This window comes from Verrucomicrobiota bacterium, from assembly GCA_027622555.1.
GTDB lineage: Bacteria > Verrucomicrobiota > Verrucomicrobiia > Opitutales > UBA2995 > UBA2995.
On record JAQBYJ010000066.1, the window covers coordinates 18,816 to 32,234 of the forward strand.

Below are 13,419 nucleotides of genomic sequence, written 5' to 3' on the forward strand. Positions count from 1 at the left end.
TTAAAAAAAACACCTGCTCGGCGAACCGAACAGGCATTTATAGAACCGCTTTGTGCTTTTAACTAGAAATATTATTCCTCGATTTCTTCTGCCCGAGCCAGTTCAACGACTGGTGGCAGTTTTGCGACGTCACCGAGAATCACAGGAATTCGCACACGGGTTTTTACTGGATGTTCTTTCCTGATACCAGGTTCGAACTCCCAATCAGATATATCATTTATCAAGCGATCATGCGCACGGAGGTAGGTAGTCTCCAGGACTTCAATTTTCTCAGGTTTTCCTTCTGCATTGATAACAAATTCTACAAGGAATCGGTGAGAAGAGTTTCCAACCAAACGGTTGAGTGAGCTTAAGCCACCTTTGGTTTGGACCGGAATGTGGTCCAAATCTTTATGATTTACTTCGCGATCCCAATTTAAGAGTTCGGCTTTCAGGTGTTGTTCGGATTGAGTTACTACGTCCGTAGTCAACTCCGTGTCCTCGTAGCCCGATTGACGAACAGTAAAGGTTTTCTGGCCCACCTTCAGGCCTTTGATACGAAGTGGGGTCTTTCCGAGAAAAACGCCTTTTTCAAAAACGGATGCGTTGTCCGGGTTGGAAGTGATCATGACCCAACCTTCAGGATAGACTAGATCAACTCTGGAAGTTTCGTTGTATTGAACAGTTACCGATTCGGAGTAGTCGTCCCAGTCTTCGCGGGAGAACTGTACTTCGTAGTCGCCTTCCTTTATGTCAGGGATTGTTACTGGAGATACACCGGAGAATATAATTCTGTCCAAGCCCTCTACTGAAACGAGATCAAAGGAAACACCTTCGGGAGTGGTACTCACTTCGAGTGTCCCAACAGGTAAATCCAAATCAGTTTTTACGATTTGGCTGTCGGTAGATTCAACCGTAACATCCAGAAGCTTTGAAATATAACCGTCCAATTTTAACTCGATTGAAAAGGCTCCAAATTGCAGTTGATCAACTGTGACGGGAGAAGTGCCTTCATGGTTACCGTTTATCCAAACGGTCGCGCCTGCAGGAGTTGTGTCGATAAATAGAGATCCCAATGGAGCAGCAGGTGGTGCTTCCACTTCCGCAATTTCAATGAGATTCACCGATTCTACTTCAGGTGCTTTCTCGATCTTCGCCTTTACGGGAGGGAGAATTTGTTTTGGCTCTTCGATTTTGGCAACCTCCACAATCGGATTTTCCTTTATCGTTTTTATTTCAGCTTTAAATGCTTCGTAAGGACTGGTTGCCTCCACCTTAACTAATTCCTTTACCGGCTTAGGTACTGGAACTGGAATAGGTTTGGGAGCATTCAGAAAATAAAATAATCCGCCGCAACCTACTATAATAAGGGCCGCGATTCCTCCAAAAATAGGGCCGAGTTTACTTTTCTCGGATTCCTCCTCCTGGAGTTGAGAAACAAACTGCTTTTTCTCTATCGGTTGAGGGTTCTCTGTTTTTTGATCCTTAAAAGTGATGACTTGGACTGGGTCTTCCTTGGTTTTTTCTTCAAAGAAAACTTCTTCAGTTTCGGATTCACCAAAAACATCTGTTGATTCATTGAGGAATTCTTTTACGGAACCTTCTTCAAAAAAAGGAACAGGTTCTTCAACAGAAGAAGCATCTTCTATTTCATTAGGTATTAAACTGTTCTGTGGTTGATTAACCTTTTGAGTTGGAGGTTCGATGGTTTCCTCGACTGGTAATCCAACGGTAAACCCCTGGCTCATTTTACAGGCAACTGAGACTACCTGCATACCCATGGGTGCCATCCAGCTTTGCTTGCCTGGCTGAGAATGAGCACAGTAAGCGAGTCCAATAAAGCCTGGGTTGTTTGCGGAATCGCCAAACAAGGGAAGGTTCTTCAAGAAACTGAAATCAGATGATGAAAACCCCTTCAACCCTAGGGCGATCGACACTTCCTTACTGAACCAACCGTAGCTCGGTGGAATGGTGGAGATCAGCAATCGGTCGATTTGGACAGAGAATTTTGCTCCAAGTTCTTTTAACACCGGTGTTAGTTTCTGACTGAAATTTTCAGCGATGCCGGCCTGGTGTTGGCTAAAATCGAAAATTCCATTGTAGAAAAGAAGTAGAGCGGCGCTTTCAAACTTTAGCTGTAATTTATTCTGGATGCTTTCAGCTATGTCCTGAATCGAAACTGGAATCTTCCTCGAACCCAATATACCTTCCGGTGATGAAATGGTTATCGTTGAGCTGTTCGTTCCTATCTCGAGAATCGCAACTGAATCCTGACTTTGTGATTCATTTCTCCAATCGGCCAAGGCACCGGAAATTGAGAGAGTGTTATTAAACAGCTCAAAGTTTTCGAAACCTAGTTCGCTGGCTAACGCTTGTGCCCTGAGGAAATCACTTCTTTTGGAGCAATTGGCCAGAAGTGAACTTCTGCCTTCAAACAGCTCAGCGTTATCAGATTCCAGGAATTGGACGTCGCAATCCTTTTCTGCTATACCGGAATTTGCCTCTAAAACCTGGGCAAATGCGTCGGGCTCCTTGATCAACGAAAAATCTGCAAAGGTTTGAAGTGAAGCTGCCTCTGAAACAAGATTGATGTAAACATAATCTTTTCTTGATTCTCCGAAGAAGCGCTTGAGAGCCATTTCTAGTGAACCCGTTGCTTTAGGGCTTTGGTAAAAGAAATGGGGCTTCACTTGGCCGTCGGATGCGGGCTTATGAGTAATTGCAACAGCGCCTTCAGCGTGAAGGTGTAAGATGGAATATGGGTGACAAGATCTCATTTAACTCAGGAAAAGGATGTCTAGTTTTTTCAACGAGGAATGCTGTGGTAAAAAACTACGGGTATATGGATAGCTTACCTGTTTCGGTCCTAACAAGAAACGGGCCCCGAATTATTTACTTTTTACTCTTTTTTGAACGCGTAGCTCGAAGCCTGAATTGAAACGGCTTTATTCTTCGTTTTCGTAGTATTCCGTATCGCTTATATATCCAAATTTTCTTCCGGCAAAATGAGGATTTTTCCAGTGTCAGGATATGTGGCCACTTCGACTTCACAGTTGCTGGCGATCACTGTGAAAACCAAGTCCTTTGAGGAATCATTCTAAATCCTCTCCCGTTCTTAACCGAAGCTAACAAAGCGTGGGTTCAAAAATAGGAGAAGCAGGATTATCTGTTGGCCCAACCTCTGCTAAAATCCAATTCCGCTAACTTTGGTCTGTACGCGAAGGACATAGGTGTCGGCGGTTATATAAAGTATCGAGCCATCCGGTCCTCCAAAAGCGCAGTTGCTGGTTTGCTCTCCTGTAAGGATATGTCCGAGGAGATTTCCCTCTGCATTCAGAATCATGATACCACCTGGGCCGGATGCCCACAGATTACCCTGAGAGTCTACTTTAAGTCCATCGGGATTACCTTTGCGTCCAGGCCCCATTAGAGGGGTGGAATCGTAGAGCAATTTACCTTCGCCTACTGTACCGTCAGCATTCACCGGAAAGGAAGTAATAGTTGGCTTGTCGGCAAATGACTGTGCAACGTAAAGGGTTTTTTGGTCGGGCGATAACCCTATTCCGTTAGGGCGTTCGATTTCTTTTGTGAGCAAGACAACTTCGCCGGATGGTCGAAGAAGATAGACACCACAGTAATCCATTTCTCGACGGGGATCAGTAAAACGATCGGGGAGTCCGTAGGGCGGATCGGTGAAATAATAATTTCCGTTGGAGGCACGGGTTACATCGTTTGGGCTGTTAAACCGTTTACCATTGTAATTGTCTGCCAAGGTTTTCTTACCACCGTTATTGAGCATAACGGAGACCCTGCGATCACCGTGCTCGCAGGAAATGAGCCTTCCTTCCGGATCAAACATCAAACCGTTGCTCCCTGGTTCTGTTCCATAGTCGGTTACGCCGGTGTAGCCCGAAGGAGAAAACCACTTGCTGGCCCCTTTACCTTCCACCCATTGATAAACCGTGTTACTGGGGATTTCAGAGAATACCAGGAATTGGCCTTCTTTGTTCCAGGCCGGCCCTTCAGTCCATACATAGCCAGAAGTGATAACCTGAATCGGAGTTTTGGGGTCAATGAGTTTTGCAAGATCCGGGTGATGCTGCCTGATTTCGCCAAGGGTGGGGAAGTTTATGGAGTCCTGGGCGCTTGCCTGAAAGCCAATCAATAATGCGGTAATTAAAGCGGAGAATCTTTTCATTCTGTTTCGTACGGGGTTATGGAAAACATAAGTCAGTGGAAGTATTGAGAACGCGTCAAAACCTATCCTTCAATTTACCGAATCGAAACGGTGGTCTGATACTCGACAAACGACCATCCATCCGTTGTGTTAGTCGTCTCCCATGTCTTTAGAAAAAAACTACTCGCCTGGTCTCGGAATCGCACTGGTTCCTGTACTGTGTCTAATCCTGTTCCTTTTCATCGGGATCTTTGTGTTTGGGACGGATCCACATATCCCGCTCATTCTTGCGGCGGTGGTGGCAGCTTTCATTGGTAGTAGAGCAGGTTTTGGTTGGAAAGACTTACAAAGCAGCATCGTTTCCAGTATCTCGATTTCGATGCCGGCCATTCTTATTCTTATTGCCATCGGTATTCTGATCGGGACCTGGGTCGCCAGTGGGATTGTTCCATTAATGATATTTTATGGGCTAAAAATACTTTCTCCCGGTTTCTTCCTGGTTGCTACTTGTTTAATCTGTTCGGTTGTTTCATTTGCTACCGGAAGTTCGTGGTCTACTGCCGGTACGGTCGGCGTTGCTTTAATCGGCATTGGGCAGGCCTTAGGGCTTCCGTTGCCGATGGTCGCTGGTGCGATTGTTTCGGGGGCCTATTTTGGTGATAAACTATCGCCTTTATCCGATACCACCAATCTTGCGCCAGCCGTGGCAGGTGCGGAGTTATTTGAGCATATTAAACATATGCTGTTTACGACCGTTCCAAGTATGACCATCGCCCTGATTTTATACGCTATCCTGGGAGCAAGGGTTTCGGGTGAGGCAGCCAGTATTGAATCGGTGGCGTCACTGAGCCAGACCTTGGATTCGCTGTTTAATTTGACTCCCTGGCTGCTTCTCGCCCCTGGTTTGGTTTTAACGCTCATTTTTTTGCGTGTCCCCGCATTACCAGTATTGTTGGCTGGCGGTTTTGCTGGCGGTATCCTGGGTGTGATCACACAAGGCATTCCTGTCGGGACTATTTTTTCGGTCATGCAAGGTGGTTATGTCTCAGAAACCGGTGTGACGCAAATAGACGAGCTTCTGACTCGCGGAGGCATTGATAGCATGATGTGGACTATTTCCCTTATTCTTTGCGCGATGGCCTATGGCGGTATCATGGAAGGCGCCGGAATGCTTACCACGATTTCCAATTATATTCTAAAGTTCGCAACCACCACAGGTCGGCTTGTTGTGACTACGGTGCTGACCTGTTTAGGGATGAATGTTTTGGCCCCGGATCAATACCTCTCCATTATTGTTCCTGGACGCATGTACAAAGGAGCGTTTGAAGATTCAGGTCTGGCCGCTAAAAATTTATCACGTTGTCTCGAGGATGCGGGGACGCTTAGTTCGCCCCTTATTCCTTGGAATACCTGTGGCGCAACTATGATGGCATTTCTCTTGGTCAATCCTCTGGCCTATCTGCCCTACGCATTTTTGAATCTTATTAATCCGATTATTTCGGTGATTTATGGTTTCACTGGATGGACCATGGAAAAAAGAGACGGTCCCTCGAAACCAGACCAATGAACCTGGTTTCGAAAGGTACATTAAGAAACTTAATTTAGCTCTGAAGTTCGGCTAATCCTTTGTTGGAAATTTTGCATTAGGTGGCAAATACTTGTACTATTGGGAATCATGAAAAACATATTAGTACCAGTAGATTTCTCCGATGTAACTGAAGCAGTAGTTGAGGCGGCATTTGAACAAGCTGTTTCTTCTGATGCTGTTATTCGAGTTGTGCATGCGGCTGCCGTTACTCCTGCTTTTGTGGGGTATGGCGTCGGAGTTGTGCCTGATGTGGAATTCCGTGAAAAGATTCTGGAAGCTGAGCAAAAACAACTCGATGATATTGTGAATGGGCTGCGGGAGCGTGGTGTGTTCGCCGAGTCTGACTTACCTGAAGGACCGATCGTGGATTCTTTAATGAAAGAGATTGAAGAGAACAACATCGACATGGTTGTTATGGGTTCACACGGTCATGGCGCGGTGTTTAACATTATCGCTGGCAGTGTAACTCAAGCGCTGCTGCGCAGGTCAAAAGTACCTGTCCTGGTGGTTCCTTCCAAGCGGTCCTAAGAGATTTATTTAAGCTCTCTTGTCAGTCATACGCGGCACTAACTGCTTGATGTAGAGTTCGTCAATCCTGTGGGTACCTTATTTGGTACTTCTCATAGAGTTGCGTATGTCTGCTTGAGAGTTCAACTGAACGACCTTCAATAAATGCCAATTCCACAATGGAACGAATATCCAACGGATCTCCGTTCGTGACTATCAGGGACGCATCTTTTCCCACTTCGAGTGAACCCAGTCGATCCGCCACTCCGAGAATTTCAGCAGGATATATGGTGATAGCTTTGATGGCTTCCTCTCTTGGCAGCCCGAAGGCGACCGCTCTGCCTGCTTCATAGGGTAGGTTTCGTTCGTTATGTGGGCCCCCGTTATAGGCAATGGCAAATGTTACACCTGCTTTATGAAGTGTTGCTGAATTCTTGAATGGAGTATCGTAAGATTCTGAACGACGGCGGATGGGGCCATTCACGTTACCGATAATGACCGGTATATGGTTTTCTCCTAAAAACTCCGCAACTCGCCAGGCATCGGCTCCTCCCACGAGAACTAAGTCAAGGTCCTCTTGTTGAGCCCAATTGACAGCGTCGCGGATTTGTCGAACAGAATTGGCATTAACAAGTACCGGTATTGCTTTTTTTACCACCGGCTCGAATGCCTCCCAGCGAAGATCCACGTCGAGTGTTTTATTACCCTGGTTTTTGGCTTTCCAGAATGCCCGTGCATCAGCAAATGCTTGTTCCAGCTCCTTGATTTTTTTGGCGTAGTTTTCCTCTGCTTTTTTTTGGTCATCTACTGAACTTGGATCGATTTCAAATCCTCTGACCTGGGGATCCGGGGGCCAGGTAATTTTCATGCCGATGGGAGACCTGAACGTCAAATCTTCCGTCGTCCATCCGTCCAGGTTGAGCAGTGCAGTTTGCCCGGCTATCAATCCGCCTCGGCGATTTGATGGGTTAAGGTGGGCGAACAATACTCCGTTTGCTCGAGTAACCGGAATGACCTCACTGTCTGGATTGACCGCTACCTCGGGGCGGAGGCTGGGGTTCAGTTCTCCTCCTTCGCCAAGATCGATGGTCGCGCTTACTGAATTGATCTCGATGAGACCTATGGAAGAAATGGCGGAAATTAATCCAGGGTATATGTGCTTCCCGGTAAGATCGATCACGGTGCTTCCCTCCGGAGGAATAATGGACTGGGTGACTGCAGTGATCTTTCCGTTTTCAAAGAGAAGGTCACCGCCGACAAGGGTCGCACCGGTTATGGTATGGATAGTTCCGTTCTTTAATAGGATGGGGGAGTCTTGTTTTGCTCCCGGAATCATATCATGTCCGTGAGAGATGTGGGTTGTGATGGCGAGTACAACTAGAATCAGAAACGGGTGTGGTTTAAAATGTCTCATAGGTGGACTCCTTCCTCTTCTGCGGCGCAGCTGTATTGATGGGTGCCGTCATGGTATATCCAATTATGCGTTTCTTCGGGTTTGGGATCATCAGGGGGATCCTTATCTGGAGGTCCGTTTTTGGAACCCATATTTAGCTCCTTAAGTCGTTTGCCTAATGCTTTCTGAACCAATCTATTGCGTTCCCGACTATCTGCCTCGAATTGATTTTGGGCAGTTTCTTTGTCGAAATATTTTATGCCTTCTATCCAGGTTTGTTCCGCATGTGCAAAAGTTGATAGAGGATGATCGCTCCAAATAACAAAGTCCCCGTCTTTCCCTTTTTCAAGGGAACCGACTCGATCATCTATACGAAGTTGAATGGCAGGATTGAGAGTGACGAATTTGAATGCTTCTTCCTCTGAGATTCCTCCGTATTTAACAGCCTTTGCTGCTTCTGTATTCAGGCGAGTTGCCAGCTCCGCAGCGTAGACATCGTCCGAATTAAACGAGGTCACTACACCCTGGTCATGAAGAATTTTTCCGTTGTAGGGAATAGCGTCTATGACCTCGAATTTGTAGCCCCACCAATCGGAGAAAGTGGATGCCCCTGCGTTAATATCAGCGAGCGCATCGGCGACTTTATATCCTTCGAGTATATGTTGAAATGTGCCTACTTCCAGATTCAGTTTCTTGGCCAGGCGGGCAAACATAAGTATTTCATCCTGTCTGTAGGAATGGATGTGAATAATACGTTCTCGGCGAAGTATCTCCAGCGTGGCTGCCATTCGTAAATCGACTCTGGTTGGAGTGATTGATTTTCCGGAACTGAAATCATTCCGCTTCCGTTCATAGTCTTCTGCCGCCCTGAAATAACTCACGAAGAATTGTTCAACACCTAAGCGGCTGTTAGGATAGCGACTGGAGTTTTCGTCTCGGCTGCGTTTTACATTCTCGCCTAAGGCAAATTTCACGCTGGGCCGGGCACCTTCGAATTTGATACCCTCCGCGTCTTGTCCCCAGCGCATCTTGATTACCTGGCTTTGACCACCCATGGGATTGGCTGAGCCGTGTAAAATATTTGCGGTTGTAAGCCCTCCCCCTAGCTGACGAAAAATATTAATATCGGCTGGGTTAAGAACGTCCCCGATCCGAACCTCCACGGAGATTGCCGAGCCGCCTTCGTTAAGGCCGCCCGTGCCACCAACATGGGAATGGCAATCTATCAGGCCAGGTGTCACATGCTTCCCTTCCGCATCGATGACTTCAGCGCCTCGGGGAATTTTTAGATTCGTGCCAATTTCTGCAATTTTTCCGTCAATAATCAATAGGTCCGTATTCTCCAGGACTCCATCCGGGCCACTGGTCCAGACGGTCGCATTTTGAATAAGAACTGTCTCCGGCCTATTGAGAGATTCGACTCCATAAATCCCTGCAGGGTAGCGATTGAAAACCAGTTCCGGAATTTCAGGCGCCTTCTCCTTGTCTTCCTTCTTCTCGTCTTCGAGAGATTTCGTGCGGGTTGCAGTCCAGGTTACGAATTCCCCATCTGGTAATTGGCCACTACCTGATAACGTATTTCCCCTGATATAAGCCTGTAGGCGGACCCAACCTTCGCCGTCTTGTTCTCCCAATAGTTCCTGGGAAGCAAGTAGAATGAATTCATTTCCCTGAATGGTAAATGGAATGGATGTTTTTCCTGCTTTGAGCGTAAATTTATTGCCGCTGCCTTTTATCTCCCCGGTATCGAACCCACTTACGCCAGTCCAATCAAAGGTCCATATACCTTCCAGGTCCTTTTCACCCGCGGGCTTTCTTTCTATGTAATTACCTTGGATCCATAATTCAGATACAACCGTCTTTTCATCCTGGAATAAATCTCCAGTGGTTACAGTTAGGTTGGCGATCTTACCTACTTCAATTGTGCCCAACTGATCATCTACATCATAGAGCTTCGCCGGATTAGTTGTGATAGCGGCCAAGGCCGTGTCAGGATTGAGACCTCGCTTTACCGTCTCTCGAATTGCATTCCACAGATTGTTGTTAGGCCCTGAGTTAAAATGGGAGGTAAAACAAAAAGGGACCCCCGCTTCTTTAAGGAAGGCTGCATTTGAAGCTGCCATTTCCCAATGTTGTAACTGTTCAAGCGAAACACCCATTGATTTGTCCGCTCTTTCCACATGAGGAGTTTGAGGAAATGACAAGGGGAGTATGATTGTTTTTCCCAAGCCTTTAAGGATCTCAGTGCGCCGGTACTCATATCCATTTCCGAGCATTGCGTATTCGAGATCAAATTCCTCTGCGACTGCTTGAATGCGTTGATATGCCAACTCGTCTTGCGTCTCAAAGAGTGCCCATTGTTTCTGACTGATCAATGGTTGAAGTGCAGCCAAAGCGGCGTTCGCATCGGGTTGCTCCAGCTTGTTTGGATTATTGTGATGAGCTTTTGTAATTTCGCCGTACCAATTGGCATCGTGCAAGGTTTGTCGGACAAGAGCAACGCTCCCCATAAGTGAGGCGGGGTAAGTGTCACCATCATTGGGACGCTCCGTCCGCGAGTCCTGCCAGAGATCAAAGGCGATGTGGTGGGCCGTATTCGTGCTGACAGTAGACTCTTGAATTGATTTCTTATCGGTATGGATCAAGAGCCCTTGTCCACGGTATATCCCACGAGCTGGGTAGGTGGCGACGGTCGAGAAACCGGCGTCGTTAAAACCGTCTGCTTCCTTTTTATTTGCATTGAAATAATCGACGGCATCCCTCTCCGGCGTGATGAGTGGATTCCACGATATGGCTCCTGTTCCATCGGGTGTGGATGGTCTTTTAGGTGCCGGACCCTCAGTATCCTCACCTCCGGAGCGAAACTTTTTGAGGCCTGGAGGCATCCCGTAGTTTGAGTAGGCATCTATAAATCCGGCGTAGACAGTTTTTCCAGTTATGTCCCAGACACGGGCATCCGAAGGAACTTTTATGTCAGTGCCCACCGATTCGATCAAGCCATCGCGAACCACAATGGTCGCGGATTCTATTATTTTTCCAGGAGCGGTTACCGCCGTGCCATTGATGAGTGCGTGTACTCGTGGGGTATTTGTGTGAAGCCCCTTCACGGGCGTCGTTTCAGTTTCTCCTACGAGTAGAGCTGGAATAAGGGAGATTAGTATGAGGAAACTTAATAGAAATCGATGCATGAGATGGAATTGGAAAAGAGTTTGGAGAATTTCAGGGGCTACCCAGGTGAAATAAGAGAAGCCATAATTAGTCTGAGTTATTCTCCGGGCAATTTAAAAGAAGAAATAGGAAATGGAGTTAAAATCCCTTCACATTTGTTCTGTCAAATTCCAGACCAGTTCCTTAGTTACTTTGTTGACCAAATGGAATGTAACCATTTCTTTTGCGCCCTTCATGTGTTTAAGACGAATCAACCGATCACTCCTTGTGCTACTATTATTTTGGGCCCTGCCCGGAATAGAAGCCACGGTGCCAACCGATCCCGGTCTTTATGCCACCTTTACAATCACCCATGGGGGCGATCCTTTTGGTGAGTTTACTTGCAAGCTGGAATACCAAAAAGCCCCAATGACTGTTGCCAATTTTGTGAGTCTGGCGAAAGGGACCCTGGGATGGGTCGATCCTGTCGGAAGAACGGTTAAAAAAGGAGTTCCTTTTTATGACGGCATTGCGTTTCACCGTATTGATCGGACTTTTGTGATTCAGGGTGGTTCTCCCAATGGTGAGGGAATCGGCGGTCCCGGCTACACGTTCCCGGACGAGTTTCACCCTGACCTGTTTCACGGTGCTCGCGGAGTGTTATCCATGGTCAATTCCGGACCTAATTCTAACGGAAGCCAATTTTTCATCACTATCGAAGACTCGCCCTTTTTAGATGGGAAGCATGCGGTTTTTGGCGCGGTGTTACCGGAAGACATCGACGTGATAACCTCCATAGTCACCGATGTGCCTCTTGATTTCCCCGAGAGCACCTATGCTAAACCCATAAAAGATTTGGTTACCGAGAAAGTGGTAATCACCGCCATAGGGGCGGAGGCACAGGCATTCTCTGAAGCCAACTACGGATTGCCCATTCTGGATCATATTCAAACGACCATGGCAAGAGAGGGAGAAAGCTTTTCCTTACAGTTTCCCCAGGAAAGATTTCATGAGTACGAAAGCTCTCGTTCGGAGGATTTGGAGGAATGGATCTCTATTTCCTCCATAATGAACATGGAGCTTCCAACAGAAAATGCGTTTATAGATTTAAGCTCGTTAATTTCAGGTAAGGACAAACAGTTTTTTAATGCCTATCAAATCAACCATGGCTATGTTCCCGACGGTGTTGTTGGAAAGCAAATCACTTTGAATTTCCGATCTTCAGGAGAGCTGATGAAGCTGAACATTACAGCTGAGCGCACACCTGAGAATAATGGCAGTTCGTTGGGGACTTTCACTTTGAATGGCTCTATGTCGGCCAGTATTGAAGATTATATCTGGATTCAGGAGAATGATTTCGGGAGCATTCTACTAGTTTTGGAAGGGTTTGTTCAGCTGAACGTCGACCTGAAATTTCACAACGAAACGTCAGGAAGCTGGACCGGTTACTGGTTTGATACTTCCATTGATGCTCCGGTTGATTTCTTCGGAGATTTCTCTATTTCGGATTAGCGGTCGTATATTTCAGAAGAGCTCAGCAATCAATCTTCTGCAGTCAGGAAATCGCCGGGCTTTATCGCCCTGGGAGTAATCCGCACTTTTCGAATGGCACCTTTAAACCAGAAAACGTTGTTGATGCGTACTCCCAGAGAAGTGCGACCAGGACCTTGAGGTTTGAAATCAACTTCTTTACCAAGCTCCATTCGACCGTTCACATAATGTTTAAATATCTTACCATCCATCACGATCGCGGCATGATACCACGGTCCGATCTCATGAGTGTCACCTACCGCATACATCGTGTTGTTCTGTTCACCGGTTTGCATGAATGCGTCCATAAACCATTGGTTTCCCTCAACTAATCTGGTTTCGAACATTACTCGTTCTTCCGTATCACCAACTTTCATGTGGAAAAATCGTTGCTCTGCTGGGCCACCTGCATCCGGACGAAAAATTACTTCAACGGTGAACTCGGTCATCCCGGTCAACGGATGGATGGGCGGAAAAATCATTATCACAGAACTAGTCACCAGTGCCTGTCGGCGGAATGAGGGAGTTGGGGCTCCTTGGCCGTGGTGGTGACGAATTAGCTTATGAGTCACCAGTGCCTGTCGGCGGAATGAGGGAGTTGGGGCAGCATATGAGATTGAAGTCATGGACTTGAAAACGTCACCAGTGCCTGTCGGCGGAATGAGGGAGTTGGGGTACGTTTAGCCAACATTGGATGGGACGCAGGAGGTCACCAGTGCCTGTCGGCGGAATGAGGGAGTTGGGGTAAACACTAACCGTACAGAAGTAGAACTGAAGTCACCAGTGCCTGTCGGCGGAATGAGGGAGTTGGGGATAAAAGAACACCACATAACCACCCTACAAATGCGTCACCAGTGCCTGTCGGCGGAATGAGGGAGTTGGGGTTGCCAAGGAGCTCAAGTTGCCATACAATGGCAGTCACCAGTGCCTGTCGGCGGAATGAGGGAGTTGGGGTTAACTCCGGAAATGATGGATGTGATCGAATCCCATTCCGTCACCAGTGCCTGTCGGCGGAATGAGGGAGTTGGGGCGTTTAGCTGATGTATACCAGCTTTTTCCCGAGTCACCAGTGCCTGTCGGCGGAATGAGGGAGTTGGG

At 47.1% G+C, this 13,419-nt stretch carries 8 protein-coding genes and 1 CRISPR repeat array; of the genes, 3 read left to right on the plus strand and 5 right to left on the minus strand.

Translation table 11 applies throughout. The features are described 5' to 3' along the window. Window positions 1-71: 71 nt before the first annotated feature. The gene (locus O3C43_16310; GenBank protein ID MDA1068054.1) at window positions 72-2,756 is read right to left on the minus strand and encodes a PEGA domain-containing protein; all 2,685 of its coding nucleotides are present in this window, start codon (window positions 2,754-2,756) and stop codon (window positions 72-74) included. Window positions 2,757-3,163: 407 nt separating this feature from the next. Further along, the gene (locus tag O3C43_16315) at window positions 3,164-4,177 is read right to left on the minus strand and encodes an SMP-30/gluconolactonase/LRE family protein (protein ID MDA1068055.1); all 1,014 of its coding nucleotides are present in this window, start codon (window positions 4,175-4,177) and stop codon (window positions 3,164-3,166) included. Between the two features lie 142 nt (window positions 4,178-4,319). On the opposite strand from O3C43_16315, the gene nhaC reads away from it, so the two are divergent. Together nhaC and O3C43_16325 are read left to right on the plus strand one after the other, a co-directional pair. Next, the gene (gene nhaC, locus O3C43_16320; GenBank protein ID MDA1068056.1) at window positions 4,320-5,723 is read left to right on the plus strand and encodes a Na+/H+ antiporter NhaC; all 1,404 of its coding nucleotides are present in this window, start codon (window positions 4,320-4,322) and stop codon (window positions 5,721-5,723) included. Window positions 5,724-5,831: 108 nt separating this feature from the next. After that, a complete protein-coding gene (locus O3C43_16325) occupies window positions 5,832-6,272 on the plus strand; it encodes a universal stress protein (protein MDA1068057.1) in 441 nt (146 codons plus the stop codon). Window positions 6,273-6,333: 61 nt separating this feature from the next. On the opposite strand, the gene O3C43_16330 is transcribed toward O3C43_16325, so the two are convergent. Beyond that, on the minus strand, window positions 6,334-7,665 hold the full coding sequence (locus O3C43_16330; GenBank protein ID MDA1068058.1) for an amidohydrolase family protein: 1,332 nt from the start codon (window positions 7,663-7,665) through the stop codon (window positions 6,334-6,336). Beyond that, window positions 7,662-10,832 (minus strand): amidohydrolase family protein, encoded by a 3,171-nt coding sequence (locus O3C43_16335; protein MDA1068059.1) that lies wholly within the window; start codon window positions 10,830-10,832, stop codon window positions 7,662-7,664. The genes O3C43_16330 and O3C43_16335 overlap by 4 nt, the downstream gene beginning before the upstream one ends. Window positions 10,833-11,079: 247 nt before the next feature. On the opposite strand from O3C43_16335, the gene O3C43_16340 reads away from it, so the two are divergent. Then, window positions 11,080-12,303 (plus strand): peptidylprolyl isomerase, encoded by a 1,224-nt coding sequence (locus tag O3C43_16340; protein MDA1068060.1) that lies wholly within the window; start codon window positions 11,080-11,082, stop codon window positions 12,301-12,303. Window positions 12,304-12,332: 29 nt separating this feature from the next. On the opposite strand, the gene O3C43_16345 is transcribed toward O3C43_16340, so the two are convergent. After that, complete coding sequence (locus O3C43_16345) at window positions 12,333-12,803, minus strand: hypothetical protein (GenBank protein ID MDA1068061.1); 471 nt, start codon at window positions 12,801-12,803, stop codon at window positions 12,333-12,335. Window positions 12,804-12,815: 12 nt separating this feature from the next. Beyond that, window positions 12,816-13,418: direct repeats of the CRISPR family, unit length 35 nt; unit sequence GTCACCAGTGCCTGTCGGCGGAATGAGGGAGTTGG. Window position 13,419 lies beyond the last annotated feature (1 nt).

Bases quoted from the DNA above. Each gene is read 5' to 3' on its own strand.
- O3C43_16310 (MDA1068054.1), bottom strand. From the start codon at position 2,756: ATGAGATCTTGTCACCCATATTCCATCTTACACCTTCACGCTGAAGGC.
- O3C43_16315 (MDA1068055.1), bottom strand. From the start codon at position 4,177: ATGAAAAGATTCTCCGCTTTAATTACCGCATTATTGATTGGCTTTCAG.
- nhaC (MDA1068056.1), top strand. From the start codon at position 4,320: ATGTCTTTAGAAAAAAACTACTCGCCTGGTCTCGGAATCGCACTGGTT.
- O3C43_16325 (MDA1068057.1), top strand. From the start codon at position 5,832: ATGAAAAACATATTAGTACCAGTAGATTTCTCCGATGTAACTGAAGCA.
- O3C43_16330 (MDA1068058.1), bottom strand. From the start codon at position 7,665: ATGAGACATTTTAAACCACACCCGTTTCTGATTCTAGTTGTACTCGCC.
- O3C43_16335 (MDA1068059.1), bottom strand. From the start codon at position 10,832: ATGCATCGATTTCTATTAAGTTTCCTCATACTAATCTCCCTTATTCCA.
- O3C43_16345 (MDA1068061.1), bottom strand. From the start codon at position 12,803: ATGATTTTTCCGCCCATCCATCCGTTGACCGGGATGACCGAGTTCACC.